General features: G+C 62.0%; 14 protein-coding genes. 12 read left to right on the top strand and 2 right to left on the bottom strand.

The window, feature by feature from the left end; all coding sequences use genetic code 11:
• Nucleotides 1-47 precede the first annotated feature (47 nt).
• The 3 genes from QMK31_RS06865 (at nt 48) to QMK31_RS06855 (ending at nt 2,952) form a co-directional block, all read left to right on the top strand.
• Nucleotides 48-1,495 (top strand): IS3 family transposase gene (locus tag QMK31_RS06865; RefSeq protein ID WP_502852684.1). Its coding sequence is split into 2 segments (ribosomal slippage): nt 48-405 and nt 405-1,495, totalling 1,449 coding nucleotides; the frame shifts between segments, so codons are not numbered across the junction.
• A gap of 180 nt (nt 1,496-1,675) precedes the next feature.
• Nucleotides 1,676-2,020 carry a hypothetical protein gene (locus tag QMK31_RS06860; protein WP_283500186.1) on the top strand — a complete coding sequence of 115 codons (345 nt, stop codon included), beginning with the start codon at nt 1,676-1,678 and terminating at the stop codon, nt 2,018-2,020.
• 47 nt (nt 2,021-2,067) lie between these two features.
• Nucleotides 2,068-2,952: a DUF4393 domain-containing protein gene (locus QMK31_RS06855; RefSeq protein ID WP_283500185.1), complete on the top strand. Its 885-nt coding sequence runs from the start codon at nt 2,068-2,070 to the stop codon at nt 2,950-2,952.
• A gap of 155 nt (nt 2,953-3,107) precedes the next feature.
• Here QMK31_RS06855 and QMK31_RS06850 read toward each other — a convergent pair whose 3' ends face one another.
• A complete protein-coding gene (locus tag QMK31_RS06850; RefSeq protein ID WP_283500184.1) occupies nt 3,108-4,184 on the bottom strand; it encodes a TM2 domain-containing protein in 1,077 nt (358 codons plus the stop codon).
• A 50-nt stretch (nt 4,185-4,234) separates the two neighbouring features.
• Nucleotides 4,235-4,723: a hypothetical protein gene (locus QMK31_RS06845; protein ID WP_283500183.1), complete on the bottom strand. Its 489-nt coding sequence runs from the start codon at nt 4,721-4,723 to the stop codon at nt 4,235-4,237.
• A gap of 232 nt (nt 4,724-4,955) precedes the next feature.
• On the opposite strand from QMK31_RS06845, the gene QMK31_RS06840 reads away from it, so the two are divergent.
• From QMK31_RS06840 to QMK31_RS06800, 9 genes are all read left to right on the top strand, one after another.
• The gene (locus tag QMK31_RS06840) at nt 4,956-6,983 is read left to right on the top strand and encodes a hypothetical protein (RefSeq protein ID WP_283500182.1); all 2,028 of its coding nucleotides are present in this window, start codon (nt 4,956-4,958) and stop codon (nt 6,981-6,983) included.
• Between the two features lie 38 nt (nt 6,984-7,021).
• Nucleotides 7,022-8,635, top strand: coding sequence for a class I SAM-dependent DNA methyltransferase (locus QMK31_RS06835; protein WP_283500275.1), 1,614 nt, complete (start codon nt 7,022-7,024; stop codon nt 8,633-8,635).
• Nucleotides 8,632-9,837: a restriction endonuclease subunit S gene (locus tag QMK31_RS06830; protein ID WP_283500181.1), complete on the top strand. Its 1,206-nt coding sequence runs from the start codon at nt 8,632-8,634 to the stop codon at nt 9,835-9,837. Before QMK31_RS06835 ends, QMK31_RS06830 begins: the two co-directional genes overlap by 4 nt.
• A gap of 57 nt (nt 9,838-9,894) precedes the next feature.
• A complete protein-coding gene (locus tag QMK31_RS06825) occupies nt 9,895-13,095 on the top strand; it encodes a type I restriction endonuclease subunit R (RefSeq protein ID WP_283500180.1) in 3,201 nt (1,066 codons plus the stop codon).
• A gap of 140 nt (nt 13,096-13,235) precedes the next feature.
• Nucleotides 13,236-14,570 carry a hypothetical protein gene (locus QMK31_RS06820; RefSeq protein WP_283500179.1) on the top strand — a complete coding sequence of 445 codons (1,335 nt, stop codon included), beginning with the start codon at nt 13,236-13,238 and terminating at the stop codon, nt 14,568-14,570.
• 105 nt (nt 14,571-14,675) lie between these two features.
• Nucleotides 14,676-15,233, top strand: a complete 558-nt coding sequence (locus QMK31_RS06815) for a DUF6932 family protein (protein WP_283500178.1) — start codon at nt 14,676-14,678, stop codon at nt 15,231-15,233.
• The gene (locus QMK31_RS06810) at nt 15,217-16,173 is read left to right on the top strand and encodes a hypothetical protein (RefSeq protein WP_283500177.1); all 957 of its coding nucleotides are present in this window, start codon (nt 15,217-15,219) and stop codon (nt 16,171-16,173) included. Before QMK31_RS06815 ends, QMK31_RS06810 begins: the two co-directional genes overlap by 17 nt.
• Nucleotides 16,174-16,513: 340 nt before the next feature.
• Nucleotides 16,514-17,095 carry a recombinase family protein gene (locus tag QMK31_RS06805; RefSeq protein ID WP_283500176.1) on the top strand — a complete coding sequence of 194 codons (582 nt, stop codon included), beginning with the start codon at nt 16,514-16,516 and terminating at the stop codon, nt 17,093-17,095.
• Nucleotides 17,096-17,381: 286 nt separating this feature from the next.
• Nucleotides 17,382-17,738, top strand: coding sequence for a hypothetical protein (locus QMK31_RS06800; protein ID WP_283500175.1), 357 nt, complete (start codon nt 17,382-17,384; stop codon nt 17,736-17,738).
• Nucleotides 17,739-18,151: the final 413 nt, after the last annotated feature.

Here is an 18,151-nt window from a genome sequence, read left to right as displayed (position 1 = left end):
TAGTGTCGTAGAGGGCGGGGAAGGAGTTCCCCTTGACGAACGCAGTAATGACAGGGCTCAGCTCGATCGGGCAGGCTGTAGGGATGGAAGATGTTCCCGATCCTCAGGTTCCCGAGCGTGCTCGGCGGCGGACCTACACCGCCAAGTACAAACGCGACATTCTGACCGAGTACGACAGCCTCGATCGGCAGGGCCGCGGCGCTTTGCTCCGCCGAGAAAAGCTGTACACCTCGCTCGTTGGTAAGTGGCGTGATCAGCGCGATAAAGGAGTGCTGGAGGCCTTGGCTCGGCCAGCGGGCGCACCACCAGCCAGCGCGGCAGAAAAGGACGCCGCTCGCCTGCGGAAGGAGAATCTGCGGCTGTCGGGCGAGTTGGATACGGCGAGGCAGGTGATCGCTATCCAGGGAAAACTCTCGGCTCTGTTGGATCAACTCTCGACCAACAGCAGCGAGAAGAACACCGAGAAATAATCGACGCCACCATCACCTACCTCGTCCCTCTCGTCGGCACGCGGGACGCGTGCCGGGCTGTGGGAAGATCACGGGCCACTCACTACCGGCACCACCCGCGGTCACCACGGCCGCCGTCTTCGCCGCGGCCCCGGCCCCAGCCGGCGAAGCAGCCGCGCGCGCTGACCGAGTTGGAGTGCGCCGCTGTTCTGGAGGTGCTGCGGTCCAAGCGGTTCGTGGATAAGGCGCCGGCGGAGATCCAGGCGATCCTCCTCGACGAGGGCACCTACCTCTGCTCGGTGGCGACGATGTACCGTCTGCTCCGCGCCCACGGCGAGACCGGGGAGCGTCGTGCTCAGGCCGAGCACCCGGCACGCATCAAGCCCGAACTCATCGCGACGGGACCCAACATGACCTGGTCGTGGGACATCTCGAAGCTCAAGGGTCCGGCCACATGGTCGTACTTCCACTTGTATACGATTATCGACATTTACTCGCGGTACGTCGTCGGGTGGATGGTCGCGACCCGGGAGTCCGCCGAGCTGGCTGAGCGGCTCCTGCTCGACACGATCGAGAAGCAGAACATCCGCCGTGATCAGCTGACGATCTACTCCGATAACGGCTCCTCGATGGCGTCGAAACCCGTCGCGTTTCTGCTTGCCGACCTGGGCGTGACCAAGTCGCACTCCCGCCCGCATACGAGTAATGACAATCCATTTTCGGAGTCGCATTTCAAGATTTTGAAGTATCGGCCCGAGTTCCCAGACCGGTTCTACAGCCTCGCCGAGGCACGCTCATTCTGCACCGAATTCTACGACTGGTACAACGCTGAACATCGCCATTCGGGCATTGGAATGCACACCCCGTTCAACGTTCACCACGGCCGCGCACCCGCCATCCAGTACGCTCGTGCCCGCGTTCTCACGACGGCATATGCCGCCCACCCGGAACGTTTCGTCCGGCATCACCCGCAGCCGCCAACATTCCCTTCGACGACGTGGATCAACGAACCCGAAAAGGAAGGAACGAACTCAATGACCGGCTAAAGAAACTGACTCATAAAGGTTGACATCTTCCGCCGCGCGGTGGTGGCCTCACCCGGTGAGGGGGAACATCCCCCTCACACACCCCCACCGCGCGACGTTATCCACAGACCGGCATGATCGGCGGCGGCCGTCGGATTCCGCGCCTTAACGTCAAGGCCTACCCATCGCGGAAGGACCCTCATGCGTTTTCTCAAACTTGCCGTCACCACCTACGGACACGACCGCACCCGTCCCATCATCGGCGCCGACGACGTCTGGATCAACCTCGACCAGGTCGTCTCGATCGAAGAACAACTCGACAGCAACACCTTCGCGGACGCCGTGCGCGAGGGAATCGCGCCGGAAGAGCACTATCCCTGCGTGGAGCTGACCACTTCGAACGGGAGCACTCACCTGGTGTCGCTCGGCGTGTACCCGGACCAAGCCAGCGGCTTCGCCGCCCTAATCCGATTCATTCCACTGCTCCTCAGCGACCCCACCGACGATAATGCCCAGCTCGCAGAGATCCTGGCGTTCCGTCCATAGGCGAGGCTGTTTAGGGTCATCGGATGTCACCAATAGACTCATGTTTCATGACCCAAGATCAGCCGCTAAAGAACGCAAAGGCGATAGTCAATCTGACGACTGACATCATGCAGATCGCGAAAGAAAATCCTGACGCGCAGGAGGCGGGTCAATACGCAGCAAAATCATTGAAAATCGTTGCCCAGACGGTGCACACCGTACTCCTGCCGCTGGCTGCTGCTAATTTCGCCATTCTGCATTTTGCGGATTACATGAAGAACAAGTTCGAAAAGGAACTGGCCGATCTAACTGGCACAATCCCGCCAGAAAGCCTCATTTCCCCTAAGCCCTCTGTGGCTGGTCCAGCAATCCAGGGCCTAGCTTTCACTCATGAAGAGCAGAGCTTGAAGGACATGTATTTGAATTTGATCGCTACGGCAATGGACGGGCGGATAAGCGAACGGGCGCACCCCGCCTTCGTCGAAATAGTAAAGCAACTTGACGGACGCGAAGCGAACACTCTCAGGTCCCTTCTTCGCGGTTCTGAGATGCTTGCAATTGTTGAGATTCGCACTTCCGAATCTGCCTGGAACGTGCTCGAGCGAAACATCATCGATCTCAAACGACCTTCCGGCGAGCCAGCGGTAAGTCCTGAGTACGCCGTCTGGATTGACAACTGGGTACGACTTGGCCTGTTCGAGCTGACATTCATGTCTTTTCTCTCCTCGCCCCATGCCTACGATTGGGTTGAGAGCCGCCCGGAGTATCAGCTCTATAAGGGGGACAACGCCTTGCCAATCTTGGCCAAAGGAGTACTCAAACGCACCAGCTTTGGAGACCAGTTCGCGGAAGCTATTGGTGCAAGGACAGCCCGGGCCGCTGCCGGACAGATTCCGTTATTTCGACCAGAACCCCGCGCAAAAACACCGGTCGACAATTCCCACGTGACCTGAGAGTCTGCACGAGCGACGGGACCAAACGAGGTGGAGCCGCACAGCGCCCGTTTTGGCGCTGATTTCAAGCGGTCTGTCGGCGTCTCGATTTGCGACCGTAACTCAACGGTGGGACACCTCTGGCGGAGGGCCGGCCCGCCTTGGCCGGCCGGGTGTTATTCGGCGAGTAGCGTCCAGCTGCCGTCGGCGCTGACGACAATGGCAGACGGGCCCGAGCTCAGCGGAACGGTTCCCGAGTACGCGCCGATTTCGTTCACGAGCAGCCCCGTGCTGAAGGCCTCGTCGGTCTCCTCGATGATCGAGAAGTTGCGTGAGCCATCGTGGGTGGCCGTGAGCTTGCCGGCAGAGCCGTCGAAAAGATAGACGCCGTCGCCGGCGCCGGATGCGACGAGCACGGGTGCCGCAGAGATGGGTGCGATGATCAGGCTCCAGTTTCCGTCGGCCGTGATTTGCAGGGTCGTGTCTTCACCGAAGGAGTTGAAGCCGTGCTGGGTTGTGCCGCTGTAGGCGCCGATTGTGTTCACGAGCAGTTGTCCAGTGGATGTGTTGCTCGCGTCGAGCACGGAGATGGCGAAGTTTCTCGTGCCGTCGTGGGTTGCGGTGACGATACCGGCTGTGGCGCCGGCCGGCAGCGTGATGAGGTTGTCGCCGGCGCCGGTCTGGGTGACGACTTCGAAGGTGCCGAAAGCGTCGTCGGCCCAGGTCTGCACGGTGTCGACGGGCGCCGCTTCAACGACCGGCTCTTCTGCAGCGGGTCCCTCCGCGGCTGGTTCGGCGGCCGAATCGGCGACTGGGGCCACGGCTGCCGGGGTATCGCTCGGTGCGTTGTTCGCGTTGACCCCGGAGATGATCATCGATAGCGCGGTTACCGCGCCCGTCACGATCCAGGCGACTTTCTTGTACTGGTCGTACCCAGCAAGCCGTAGCCCCTGCTTGTCGCGGCCCTGGGTGAGGACGAGGATGAGGTCGACGAGCCACCAGATTCCCAGGCCGCCGAAGGTCAGCAGTTTGGCGATGCCGGAGCCGACCTTGCCGAGGTAGAAGCGGTCAACGCCGAAGATGCCGAGGAGCCAGGCGAACAGCCAGGTGGCCACAAAGGATTTCGGCGAGACGGCGGGGCCGATCATTCGCGCGTCTGTGGCCGGTATCGCTGGCGGTGCTGGCTGAAGGAACTGCTCCTGCTGCGTTGTCGGCACTCCGACCGGGGGTGCGTTGTGGTTGGTCGTGGGCATGGTGTGATCCTCTGTTTGTTGTTATGAGTGCGTGAAGTTGAACGACAGGGCTACTGCTGGGAGAGTTCGACGACGATGTCGAGACCGCTATCGGGGTGGTAGCCCCAGGAGGCGTCGAAATCGTCCCAAGTCGCGGTCTGTCGCCCGTCGAGTGCGCGGGTGCTGCCGATGCGCGTGTTGACGCTGTCCGGTACCTCGAGCTGGTCGAGAACGCAGAGCACGTCGACATAGTCAGCGCCGGGCGACTCTTCGCCTTCGCTCTGCATCGCGAGGCTTTGGCCCTCGTCGCCTACGGTGATCCACACGTTGTCGACAACGTCGCACGACTCGGTGGCTGCGACGATGGCGGGGGACGGAAAGAAGGAACCGGTCCCGCCACCGAGCGACGTTGCGGTGAGTGTGCCGCCGACACCGACGATGAGACCGATGCCCAGGCTGAAGAGACCGATCGTGAGGTCGCGCCGGTTGAACGGGGTGCCCTGTGGCAGCGGCGGTGGTGGGAGTTCTTCGGACGGGTTCTCGGTGCGTGCTACTTCCATGATGTGGCTCCTCTAGCTGGTCTGCAGTGAGCGGGTGAGGGCGATCATTCCCCCCAATGGCAACGACCGTTCTCACCCGCCGTACCGACCGACTGCGGTGGGCACGACATCAAACTATTGGTTTGCTACAAACCAAGCGACATAGTGAGTGATAACAGGGGTTATCACGTATCAATTTTGTACAACAAAGTTGGGCGACCCTAGGCTGAGATCACCACGAGAGGAACGCCGCATGACGATCACCGACACCAGCCTGCTGATGACCATGTCCGACATCGCCGCGCTCGCCCACGTGCAGCGCCCGGTCGTCTCGGTCTGGCGCAGCCGCTCGGCCGGCACCGACACCCCGTTCCCGCCCCCGGTCAGCCGCCGGCGCGATGTCGACGTGTTCGACGCCGACCAGGTCGGTGGTTGGCTCGAACGCACCGGCCGCGGCAACAACCGCGACGCCACAGCGGATGCCGCCGCCTACGCCGTCGCCGCCCGCCACGACTTCGACGACATTGCCCTCCGCGGCGTCACGGCGCTGCTCGCCCTCCGCGCGGCGCGTGACCACGCACTCGGCGGATACACCGCGGCCGAGTTGCTCGACGCTGCCGACGAAAACGACCCCGACGACGACCTGCTCTTTCGCGAGGTCGAGGCCCTCGGCATCCGTCTGGTGGCCCTGGCCGGGTACGTCGACGTACTCGTTGAGGCCGCCTATGGCCCAGCGCCCGCCTTCGAAAGGATGCTCACCGACCGTACCAAGCGCAAGCTCGCCGACGCGGGTGACGTCACCCTCAGCCGCGCGGCCATCGACCTGCTCACCCACACCGTGACTGCGCTGCGTTTCACCCAGCCCGCCGACTCGGTCATCGTCGACCCCACGGGAAGCGCCGGCGACCTGCTCGTGGCACTCCACGAAGCGCACCCCAGCGATCTTCCGGTGCTGACCGCGAACGACGACGACCCGGTCGCCCGGCTGCAACGGCGCCGCCTGATGGTGCACGGCATCGTGCGCACCGGGCTGGCAGTACAGGCTTCCGGAGAGTTCAGCGTGGATGGCGCTGCCGTGCACGTCGCGCAGTACCCGTCCGCAGCGCACCCGAGCATGACCCCGGTCGAGATGCTGTCAGCCATCGACCACATCGTGTTGCAGCTCACCGACCAGCAACTCGCCGTGGTGCTGGCGCCGGCCGCCGTGCTCACCGACATCGGGCTGAGCCCCGAAGCCGATCAGCTGCGCTCGTCGCTGTTGCGCTCCGGCCAGGTGCGCGCCATCGTGCGCCTTCCCGGCGGCACGCTCACCAGCAAACCCCAGCAGCTGCAGGCCTTGTGGGTGATCGGCGCCGCCCACACCCAGCATGCCCTCGCCGACCGCTACGCCATGGTGGCCGACCTCGTGGCCACGCCGCTGGACACCGCGGTGATCGACGACCTCGTGAGCGACCTCGTCGCCTCCCTCGGCGACCGCGGCACCGTGCGCGCGCACTCATTTCGCTTCGCCCGACTCGCACTCACCCGCACGCTGCTCGCCAGCCGCCGGCCCCTGGTCGCCGGGGTGAACACCGTGGCCGTCCCACTCGAGCAGTCGGCGGCGTCGCTCGCCGTCGACATCGACCGGCTCACCGCCGTTCTCCACGTGGACCTGGCGGTGCAGCCCGCGCCGCGGAGCGACGCAGCCGCCACGGTGACCGTGCACGAGCTGCTCGCTGACGGGCACCTGCACTACGTTGCCGGCAATCGCATCGCCGCAGCAGACGTAATCGAGGGTGAAGCGGATGCCGCCGGCATCCGTTTGATTGGCCCGGCCGAGATCGCGAACCCCACGGAGCTCGGCCACCGCAGCATCGACCGCCTCCGGTTCGCCGTTGACTATGTGTCGGGGCGGGTGACCGAGCCGGGCGACGTTGTGTTCTGCACCTCACCGAAGCCCGCAGCTCTCGTCGATACCGAGGGCACCTCCGTGGTGCTGTTTCCGGCCCGCATTCTGCGCATCGACCGAGCCGACCCCAACGGACTCCTCGCCGAGGTACTCGCCGCCGACATCGCCGCGCTGCCTCCGGGGCATCGCCGCTGGCGGGCCTGGAAAGCACGCCATGTGGCCCCGAACCAGCGGCAAGCGCTCGCGGAAGCTGTCACCTCGCTACGGTGGGAACAGAAGCAGGCGCGCGATCGGCTGGGGCAGCTCGATGAGCTCACCGATTTGCTCATGGCCGGTGTCACCGCTGGCACCATCACCCTTGCTTCTGACGCACCATTGAAAGGAACCACCTAGTGGCACCGAAGACCAAAGCCGCGGCCCTGCCGTCGACCATGAAAGAACTGAAGGACACCCTGTGGAAGGCCGCCGACAAGCTGCGCGGCTCCATGGACGCCTCGCAGTACAAAGACGTCATCCTCGGCCTGGTGTTTCTTAAGTACGTGAGCGACTCCTTCGACGAGCGGCGCGAGCAGATTCGCACCGAGCTCACCGCGGACGGCCTCGACGAGGACCAGATCGGCCAGCTCATCGACGACGTCGACGAATACACCGGCCGCCGGGTGTTCTGGGTGCCGGCCGCCGCGCGCTGGACGTTCATCGCCGAAAACGCCAAGGGCATCCCAGGTGCGGTCGGCGAACCGTTTAAGCAGGTGGGCCAGCTCATCGACGAGGCCATGGACCTCATTATGGTCGCCAACCCCACCCTTGCCGCCACGCTGCCGCGCATCTACAACCGTGACGGCGTCGACCAGCGTCGCCTCGGCGAACTGCTCGACCTGTTCAACTCCGCCCGGTTCACCGGCGAGGGGTCGACCAAGGCCCGCGACTTGCTCGGCGAGGTCTACGAATACTTTCTGGAGAAGTTCGCCAAGGCCGAGGGTAAGCGCGGCGGCGAGTTCTACACCCCGGCCGGCGTCGTGCGCGTACTGGTAGAGATGCTCGAACCCACCCGCGGCCGCGTCTACGACCCGTGCTGCGGGTCGGGGGGCATGTTCGTGCAGGCAGAGAAGTTTCTCGAAAACCATCACAAGGAGGGCTCGGAGCTCTCGGTGTTTGGCCAGGAGCTCAACGAGCGCACCTGGCGCATGGCCAAGATGAACCTCGCCATCCACGGGCTCAACGGTAACCTTGCTAGCCGCTGGGGCGACACCTTCGCCCGCGACCAGCACCCCGACATGCAGGCCGACTACATCCTCGCCAACCCGCCGTTCAACATCAAGGACTGGGCCCGCAACGAACAGGATCCTCGCTGGCGCTACGGCGTGCCACCCGCAGGCAACGCCAACTACGCCTGGATCCAGCACATCATCTCCAAGCTCAACCCCGTCGGCAGCGCTGGCGTTGTCATGGCCAACGGCTCGATGTCGTCCAACAGCGGAGGTGAGGGAGAGATCCGCGCCCAGCTCGTGGAGGCCGATCTCGTCACCTGCATGGTCGCCCTGCCCACGCAGCTGTTCCGCAGTACCGGAATCCCGGTCTGCACCTGGTTCTTCGCCAAGGACAAAACGGCGGGGGAGAAGGGCTCGATCGACCGCACGGGCCAGGTGCTCTTTATCGACGCCCGTAACCTCGGTACCATGGTCGACCGTGCCGAGCGCGCTCTCAGCGACGACGACGTCGCCAAGATCACCGGCACTTACCACGCCTGGCGCGGCACGCACACGTCGGTCGAGCCCAACTCGCTGCTCGAGCCTGTCGAGACCACGGATGCTTCGCTCGTCTACGCAGACGAGCCCGGCTTCGCCTACTCTGCGTCGCTCGCCGAGATCAAGGCCGCGGACTACGCGCTCACCCCCGGGCGCTATGTCGGTGCCGCCGAGGCCGAAGAGGATGCCGAGCCGATCAACGAAAAGATCGCCCGGCTGAGCGCCGAGCTCTTCGCCCAGTTCGACGAGTCCGAGCGCCTTGCGGCGGTCGTGCGCGAGCAACTGGGGCGAGTCTCGTGAGCGGTTGGCCCTCTGTTCGGCTCGGAGACCTAATCGAAGTCAAGGGCGGGAAACGTCTTCCGAAAGGCCACGCACTTCAGGGGAGCGATAACGGTGCTCCTTACATTCGGATTGTTGATATCAACGAAGGGAATGTTGTCGAAGCCAATCTTGCCTTCGTCCCGGAAGAAACTCAGCCGTTTATTGACAGATATCGCGTCGCTACGGGCGATGTGTTCATTTCGATTGTTGGCACAGTCGGGGTAGTCGCACCAATTCTGCGATCGCTAGATGGGGCGTTTCTAACTGAGAATGCGGCAAGACTCGTCGCCTCTAACCCAAATTTAAGTTCGACATTTCTCCGATACTTCTTAGCGTCTGACTCTGGCCAGCACGCGATTCGAGAGCAGACTGTGGGATCTACTCAACCAAAGCTCGCGTTGGGTCGAATCAAAGACATTGCAATTTCCCTACCTCCCGTGGATGTCCAAACGGCGATCGTGGAGGTGCTAGGTGCGATCGAGGACAAGATTGCGACCAATTCTCGGATTGCAGCGACTTCAGCAACATTTTCCAGGGCGATTTTCGAGGAGGCACTCCAAAAGGGGGCAGTTGAATTATTACTGTCAGACATCACCACCCTAGTTTCACGGGGCATAACGCCTGCATATTCTGAGGCCTCCGAGGGGACAACCGTAATTTTGAACCAGAAGTGCGTGCGGGATCAAAGGGTACTGCTGTCACCATCCCGACGCACTTTGGAATCTAAAGTACTTCGGGACAAGATGCTCGTTCTGAACGATGTCCTGGTGAATTCGACCGGTCAAGGAACTTTGGGCCGAGTTGCCCGGTGGACCCGGGACGAACGAGTAACGACAGACTCACACATCTCTATTGTTCGGTTTGATGCCAGCGTGACAAACCCTGTCACAGCTGGTTACGGCCTCATGAGAGCTCAGCCAACAATCGAAGAACTCGGGGAGGGAAGTACTGGGCAAACGGAACTTTCACGGGTCGACCTCGGTAATCTTCACGTCCTCTTACCTACTCGTGAACTTCAGGATCTGTTAGGTGAGCGGCTTTCGGAACTCTCGCGAACTGAGGATGCAGTTCTGACTGAGAATGAAATGCTTGTTGGGATCCGCGATGCCCTCCTCCCGCAGCTCATGTCGGGCAAGCTGCGCGTCAGAGACGCCGAGAAGTCACTGGCGGGCGTGCTGTGATACTCGCCGCAAGGAGCAACTAACTTTTCCAGCGTCAAAGTATTGAGGGGATAGGCAATGACGATCACATCGACACCGCAAGGATTGTCCGAAGCGGCGTGGGAGGACTTCGCGCTCGACCAGCTGGGGGAGCCGCTCGGCTGGTTTCCGATGCACGGGGAGACGATCGCGCCGGGCACGGGGGAGCGCGAGTCGTGGAGCGAGCTGCTCATCCGCCCGCGCTTGCTCGAGGCTCTGCGCAACCTCAACCCGGCTGTACCGGTGGAGTATCTGCGTCAGGCCCTCGCTGAGCTGACCGCGCCGAAGTCGATGGACGCGATCACCGAAAACCAGCGCATGCACGAGTACTTCGTGCACGGCTTTCCGTTCAGCTACCTCGATGCCAGCGGGGCTGAGGCGAGTCCCAGTATCCGTTTGATCAGTTCTGACCCGGCGCAGAATGACTGGCTGGCCGTGAACCAGGTGACGCTGCGCCAGGGCGACCATCTGCGCCGGTTCGACATCGTGCTGTACTGCAACGGCATGCCGGTGAGCATCATCGAGCTGAAGAAGGCGGGTAGTGAGCGGGCCACCGTTGCCGCCGCGCACGCCCAGCTTCAGACGTACCTGCGCGAGTTTCCGCTGGCGTTTCGGTTCTGCGTGTTTACCCTCGCCTCCGATGGGCAGTCGGCGTCGTATGGCACGCCGTTCACTCCGCTCAACCACTTTTCACCGTGGAACGTCGACGAACAGGGTGTGCCGGTGCCGCCGGACTCGACGACGGTCGACGGCGACGCGGTCACCGGCCTCGACACCGCCCTGGCCGGTCTGTACAACCAGGAGCGGTTTCTGCAGCTGCTGACCTATTTCACCGCGTTCGATGAGGGCGACGACGGTCTCACCAAGCGCATCGCCAAGCCTCACCAGTTCTTCGCGGTGAACAAGGCGGTCGCGAGCACCGTGCAGGCCGTGGCGAGCAACGGAAAGGCCGGGGTGGTCTGGCACACGCAGGGGTCGGGCAAGTCCATGGAGATGGAGCTTTACACTAACCTCGTCACGCTGCACCCCCAGCTGAAAAACCCGACCGTGGTCGTGATCACCGACCGCAAGGAGCTCGACGGGCAGCTGTTCTCCTCGTTCGATCGCAGCCTGCTGCTGCCGGGCAAGCCGGAGCAGATCCTCCGACGTTCCGACCTGCGGCAGAAGCTGAGTGAGCGCAATACCGGCGGTATCTTCTTCACGACGCTGCAGAAATTTGGAATCAGCAAGGCGGAGAAGGATGCCGGGATGGAGCATCCGCTTCTGTCGGACCGGCGCAATATCATCGTGATCGTCGATGAGGCGCATCGCAGCCACTACGACGACCTCGACGGGTATGCCCGCCACCTGCGCGATGCCCTGCCGCACGCGACGCTGATCGCGTTCACCGGCACGCCCATCTCCTTCGACGATCGCAACACGCAAGACGTGTTCGGCGACTACATCGACGTGTACGACCTCAGCCGTGCGGTCGACGACGGCGCGACCGTGCCGGTGTACTTCGAGCCCCGGCTGATCAAGGTGTCGCTCGCAGCGGATGTCACGGAAGAGATGCTCGACGACGCGGCCGACGACGCCACCCAGGGACTCGACGAAACTGAGCGCGCCCGCATCGAGCAGAGCGTGGCCGTGGTCAACGCGGTCTATGGGGCTCCCGAGCGCATCGCCGCGCTCGCTCTGGATATCGTGGCGCACTGGGAGAACCGGCGCAGCCGCATGATCAAGTTCATCGACGCCCCGGGCAAGGCCATGATCGTGGGTGGAACCCGCGAGATCTGCGCGCTGCTCTACGAGGCGATTGTGGCGTTGCGGCCCGAATGGCATTCGGACGCGCTCGACCAAGGCGTCATCAAGGTGGTGTATTCGGGGGATGCGACGGATCAGCCGCCGGTGTCGAACCATGTGCGGCGCACCTCGCAGAACGATGTGATCAAGGCCCGGCTCAAGAACGTCGACGACCCGCTCGAGCTCGTGATCGTGAAAGACATGATGCTCACCGGCTTCGACTCGCCGCCCTTGCACACGCTCTATCTCGACCGCCCGCTGAAGGGAGCGCTGCTCATGCAGACGCTCGCGCGGGTCAACCGCACCTTTCGCGGCAAAGAAGACGGACTGCTCGTGGCCTACGCGCCGCTCGCCGAGAACCTGGCCAAGGCGCTCGCCGAATATACAGCGGATGACCAGACCGGCAAGCCGCTCGGCCGCAACATCGCTGAGGTGGTCGCGCTTACCGAGACGCTCGTCGAAACCCTGCGTGGGCTGCTGGCCGGCTACGACTGGAAGGCCGTGCTGCATAAGGGCGGTCAGAAGGCGTACCTGAACGCGGTGACCGGGGCCGTGAACTACCTGCGGGCCCCCGGCACGTCCGGCAACCAGATCGTGGAGGGTGAAGAGCCTCTCGGGGTGAAGTATCGCCGGTATTCGGGGCAGCTGTCGCGGGCCTGGGCGTTGTGTTCGGGGTCGCAAAACCTGGCTGTGCTGCGCCCCGAGGTGCAGATCTACGAAGAGATCCGGGTGTGGATGGCCAAAGCTGATGCCCTCGACCGGCAATCCCGCGGCGAGCCCATCCCCGATGAGATCCAGCGCCTTCTGGGGGAGCTGATCATGTCCGCGACGTCGTCGGGTGAGGTGCTCGACATCTATGAGGCGGCCGGGATGCCCAGGCCGTCGCTGAGCGATCTGACACCGGAGTTCGTGTCCAAGACTCAGCAGGCGCGCAACCCGCATCTGGCGATTGAAGCGTTGCGTAAGTTGCTGACCGAGGAGGCCGTGGCATCCACTCGCAACAACATGGTGCGGCAACGCGCGTTCTCGGAACGCATCACCGAACTGATGAACAAGTACACCAATCAGCAGCTGACCTCGGCCGAGGTGATCGCCGCACTCGTGGAGATGTCCCGGGAAGTCGCCGCCGAGTCGCAGCGAGGTTCGCACTTCAAGCCGGCACTGACGAGTGATGAGCTCGCGTTCTACGACGCGGTGGCGCAGAACGAGTCCGCCGTGGATCTGCAAGGCGAGGGCAAACTGGCCGACATCGCGCGCGGGCTCGTGCAGGTGATGCGCCGCGACGTGCGCACCGACTGGACCGTGCGCGACGATGTGCGTGCCAAGCTGCGCTCGTCGATCAAGCGGTTGCTCGTGGTGAACGGCTATCCGCCCGACCAGCAGCCCTCCGCGATCAAGCTGGTGATGGAGCAAATGGAGTCGATGGCGCTACGGTTCGCGGGCGAGCGTGCTTAGTGGCCAACAGGAAGGCGGATGAGGCATGGAGGCGCAACGGTGGCAGTCCAAGGTCTTCCCAGCGGGAAATATGTGCCCTGCGACGATGCGAATGCTGGTATTCGCTTCGGTCGCGCGGATGAACAAAGATTGGACGTTGAATGACCGGCCTTGATATCAGTCGTGTTCCCACTGGCGAGGTGTCCGCGCGCCAACTCGTGGAAGCTGCGGTCAAGCTCGGGGATACTGCGGAGCGCCACTACCTCGAGTTTAAGAGTCTCGTCGACCTGAGGAGTAAGGTTGGTCAAGCGAAACTGGCGAAATTCATTCTTGGAGCAGCGAACAGGCTCCCCGTTACTTCAGCACGAGCATTTGAGGGCCACGCCATCATGGTCATCGGCGTCGGTGCCGATGGAGCGACAGGCAACTTGCCCATAGAGATGTTGGAGCTCAGCCGCGGTCTCCAGCCATATCTGTCGGTCCGTGGACCGGCGTGGGACATTCTCCGAGTTCCAGTAACAGGCGGGAATGAAATTCTATTGGTAATCGTAGCCCCGCCGAGAGAAGGCGATCCGATCTTTGCTTGTTATAAGAACGGCGAAGGCATCGCCGACGGCGCGATCTATTTCCGGGGCGATGGAGAGACCCGCATCGCTACTGGGCAAGAATTCGACCTGCTTGTCGCCCGGGCGAGCTCTGGCGAGCCGGTCGTGGACATCCGTGTTAGCCCCGTGGGCGATGCGACTTTGATTGTCGACGACCACGCGCGAACGTTGGAATGGCGAATCACCGACGTGACAGCCCATCACTGGGCTGCATACGACGCTGCTGTCGCTCACGGTGCAAGCATCTTGGGCGCCTACCTCGGACAGGCGGTCTCGATGATTGGATCCAAACCGGAGGTTCGGACGCGAGAGCAATACGGTCGCGAGCTGGATTCCTGGATACTTAAGACCCGAGAACGATGGACGGACGCGGTTGACGCCGAAGCTGCTGGAGTGCTCGATCCCACGGTCTTCCAGATCATTAATGAGAGTGATCAATTCCTGCAAGACGTCGCTGTGAGAATCCACCTCGAAGGCGACGTCGATGCACTGCAGTGGCGCGATTCTGCGACGTTTGGCATCTCCGATCGTCTGCCAGACCCGCCGCGCCGTTGGGGACCGGTTCCGCTTTCCACTGGCATCGACATTCGCTCGCTTCGATACGCGACAGAGGAAACATATTTCCCGTCCCTTCCAAGCTCCACGACCTTCAGGAACTCCGGATCGGTGACTATCGACCTAGACGTTGGAGATCTGCGACCTCGGCGCACGTGGTCGTCGGACGGTGAACACTTGGTCCTGGCTCTGCGACGGCCAGGCATGACCGAGGTCAATGGGTCCTGGGAGTTAACAGCAAGAGGTCATCACCGGGTGTTCAGTGGAGAGTTGACCGTTCCTGTCGCGAAGCCGTTGAACATTACCGAGCTGATCCGAGCAGCCTTCAGTGATTGAATCCCCCAGTAACCGTCATGGCATGGACGCGAGGGGAATAGTCTCGGACGACATCGGTCCCCTGCTAGGCTCCGCGGAGATGAACTGTACTTCAGGGGGAAGCGCGTGATTCCGAGCATTGATGCATTAACCGGGCATATCCCACCGGGACGGTACTTGGCCACGCTCAGCGAGGTGCAAGAATCTTTCGCGACGCGGCCCGAATTTGGTGAGACGATTCGAACTGAGATTTGGTCTGAACTCGTGTTGGCCACCGACGCGCTGCGTAAAGTCGTTCCGGTGGTGTCCATCTGGTTCTCCGGAAGTTTTGTGAGCGCGAAAAGTATTCCTTCTGACATCGATTGCACGGTGTGGATTGAGTCCGATGTCCTCGTCGCGGCACGCGAGAGCCCGGAAAAGTCTCAACAACTCGCCGCATTCTTCAAGACGGGATGGTTGAAGAGCGTGGGCCTCCGCGTGGACCCGTACTTAGGCGTATGGTGTCAAGTGCTTGACCCATCTCAGGCTAGCCACGAGGATAATAAGTACTACTGGTCTCGTGGGCATTGGGACGATTTCTGGCAGCGCGTAAGGTCAGGCCCTGTTGGCGCGGCCCCTGTGCGAGTAGATGCCGTGCCGATGCGAGGCTATCTGGAGGTTGAGTTCGATGGCTACAGCGTCTAAGGAACAGGCGCTCTTGGCGCTGATGGCTGCATCGGAAGTTGAAATGTGGGACTCCCCTGCCGACCTGGCCCGATCAAGTATCGAAGGACTTTGGCGCGGCGGTGCAGGTGTGAGAGAACAGCGCTCCGCAGGCACGATTAGCCTCACCGGTGACGGCGTCGAGGGGTCAGTGGCTGCCATCGGTGCGATTGGCGAAATCATGGTCGTGCTGCAACGCCTGGTCTCGTCTACTGGCGCGTCGATTCGCGGATTCAAGTCCCTAAAAGGGCCATTTGGGATCGACATTCGAACACTTACTCAGCTCAACCTTCGCGCGGCACCTGCACAGGGCTCTATCCTTCTCTTCGTTGAGCCCAGATCCGTACCAGCTGATGAACTTACCGACGCGGGCCAGGTCATGCTGATTGAACAGCCCGTGCACCAATTCATAGATGAATGTATCGGGAGTGTCTTCGAGCTGCTAACCGCGGGGAAAGCACTTGGCCCTGATATCGATACATCAGACTTTCTCGCCAAGGTAATTGAGAGGGGCCCTCGCGTCGCAGCTGCCCTGCGAGACTTCGCAAAGGACGTACGCGATGATTCATTTGATTTCGAGTTCAAGTGGGAGGAACCCGGCCAGGCCACACGCCGGATATTTTTGTCATCCTCTGAGGCTCAACGAATATCGGAGGTCGTAGTTTCTCGTGAGCTCGATCGAGACAACGTCGAGATCGAAGGAATCCTACGAACGGTGAGCGACGTCGGTCCACTGGTGATCGAGCTGGAGGGCGGAGGTCTCGAGACATTGAAGACTGCAGAGCTCGATCACGAGGTCATTGTCGGTCTCCATGTCGGTGACTTTGCGCGATTTGATGCCGAAATGCAAGTAGTGATACAGCCTGGAGGCGTGCAGAAAATTTCCTACTCGGCGACTGCGTACAGAGGATCCAAGCCGTAGCAGGGCTGCCCCGAGCCGCGCTAGACCGCTAGACCTGTTGGCAGGAGTAGCTGAAGGAACAATCGGATAGAGACATTTGTACTTGCACTGATTGGCTCCAAGTGTGAATGGGACAATCAGCACCGTCTTCTCGCAACCCGTGGGCTGCGAGACACTTTGACGAGACAGACCGGCGCGGCGTAATCCGCCGGGTGTCCGCAGTGCACATCCGCTCCGTGGCGAGGTTGCGCGAATCGTCGCCCGAGGGACGCGGGCGAGTCGGCGTGTCTCGCAACGTGTGTTTTACCCAGTCGTAGGATTTCAGTAGGCAAGGACGGCTGCGAGACATCTGGAGGCGTCAATGGCGAAACTGATCGGGTACGCACGGGTCTCGACGAAGAGACAGGCTGCGGATCGGCAGATCATGGACCTGATCGCCGCCGGCATCCGTAAGGACGACGTCTATGTCGATCACGGAGTCAGCGGAGGACGCGCACGGCGACCAGAATTTGATGCGGCCCTTGACGCCTTGCAGGTTGGCGACACCCTCGTGGTTGCCACGCTTGATCGTTTGGGGCGATCGACGGCCAACATGCTGGACCTCGCGGGAGTGCTGCGCACCCGCGGTGCCGCGCTTCGCGTGTTGAACTTGGGCGGGGGAGATGTGGACACGAGCACACCGATGGGTGGCGTAGTGTTCACCGTCATGGCGGCTTTGGCAGAGATGGAACTGGCCATCAAGCGTGAGCGCATCGTGGACAGTGTCAAAAAGCGCCGCGCGGCCGGTAAAGATCTCGGCGAGCGCCGACATCGCTTCACCGAAAGCCAAATCCTCAATGCCCGCCGCCTGGTCAACGCCGGTGAGTCCGCCACGCAGGTCGCTCGAGATCTGAGCATGTCGCGGGCCACGCTGTATCGAAGAATTTCCGAACTCGGAGCGTGAGGTAAACCAGTCGGAAGCTGCGAGTTGGAAACTGTGAAGTGAAGATGCGCTGAATGGCGTCTCAGGGACGGTAATTTCCTGGCCCGGTTGTCCCCCGCAGCCGTGCACGCATTTTTACCGGGCGGGGGCTGCGCGCGCATCAGCAACGCCTGAGACGTCGGGTGAGTCGTCTATTCCTGACAGACTTCCGATACACATGAGAACCCGCAGAGCCCAACGACCGCAGGGACCCCCGGAAGGTTCGCCGCCGCCGAATGACGTCGAAGCCGAAAGCTCCCCGACACGCGTGACGATTCGGGACATCGGCAAAGGCTTTCGCTGGTATGACATTCCCTACCTGCTGCTGCGCCCACTCCAGTACTCGAAATTGGCCGTGTGGCTTCCCGCTCGTCTGCGCATAAAGATTTGTGATTCGGCAAACTTCCTGTACCAAACCCACCACACCCGGTGGCGCCGCGGTTATAAAGCCGCGTTCCACTTCGATCGCATCGAAGTGCCCGTTGGAGAGTCCGTGTTGATCTCCGGTGTGTGGATTGCGGAATACTTCACCCCCAGTGGAGTGCGCAGCCTTTATGACGCGATTCGTGGGTTTGGCTGGGACGGCGGGCGATTTCTGGGAATGGATCCGGGCGGAACTCACTGACGTCATCGCGCAGCGGTGGTTCAAGAAACGGGCGGGAGAAGAGGGGCGCAAGCAATCCGAACCCGTGGATCTGAACAAGAGGGAGAGGAAGCTCCAGAAACGGCTGGCCCGCGAACTGGTCGACTTCGACACACAATACCGAGACGTTCTCGGCACCGTAGCTTCCCTCGGAGCATCACTAGATTCCCGCAGTGTCAAGCGAGTCGCGACCTGGGTGGCAGTTGTGTAGCTGAGCGTAGCGGTCGTGACGCTGTGGGCGACTCAGAAATCGCCACCTGACCTCATCGGCGGCGCGTGCACGCTCGTCCGGGGACTTGGCTGGTCGCTTTGCTGAAATGACGGGATCCCGACGTCAAGCCATTGGCCGGCACCCGAACACCACGCGAAGGCCGGGCTATGAAAAAGCTCGCGCG

The sequence above is a fragment of the Cryobacterium sp. PH31-O1 genome (assembly GCF_030063455.1).
GTDB lineage: Bacteria > Actinomycetota > Actinomycetes > Actinomycetales > Microbacteriaceae > Cryobacterium.
This window is presented reverse-complemented; position numbering and strand designations above follow the sequence as displayed.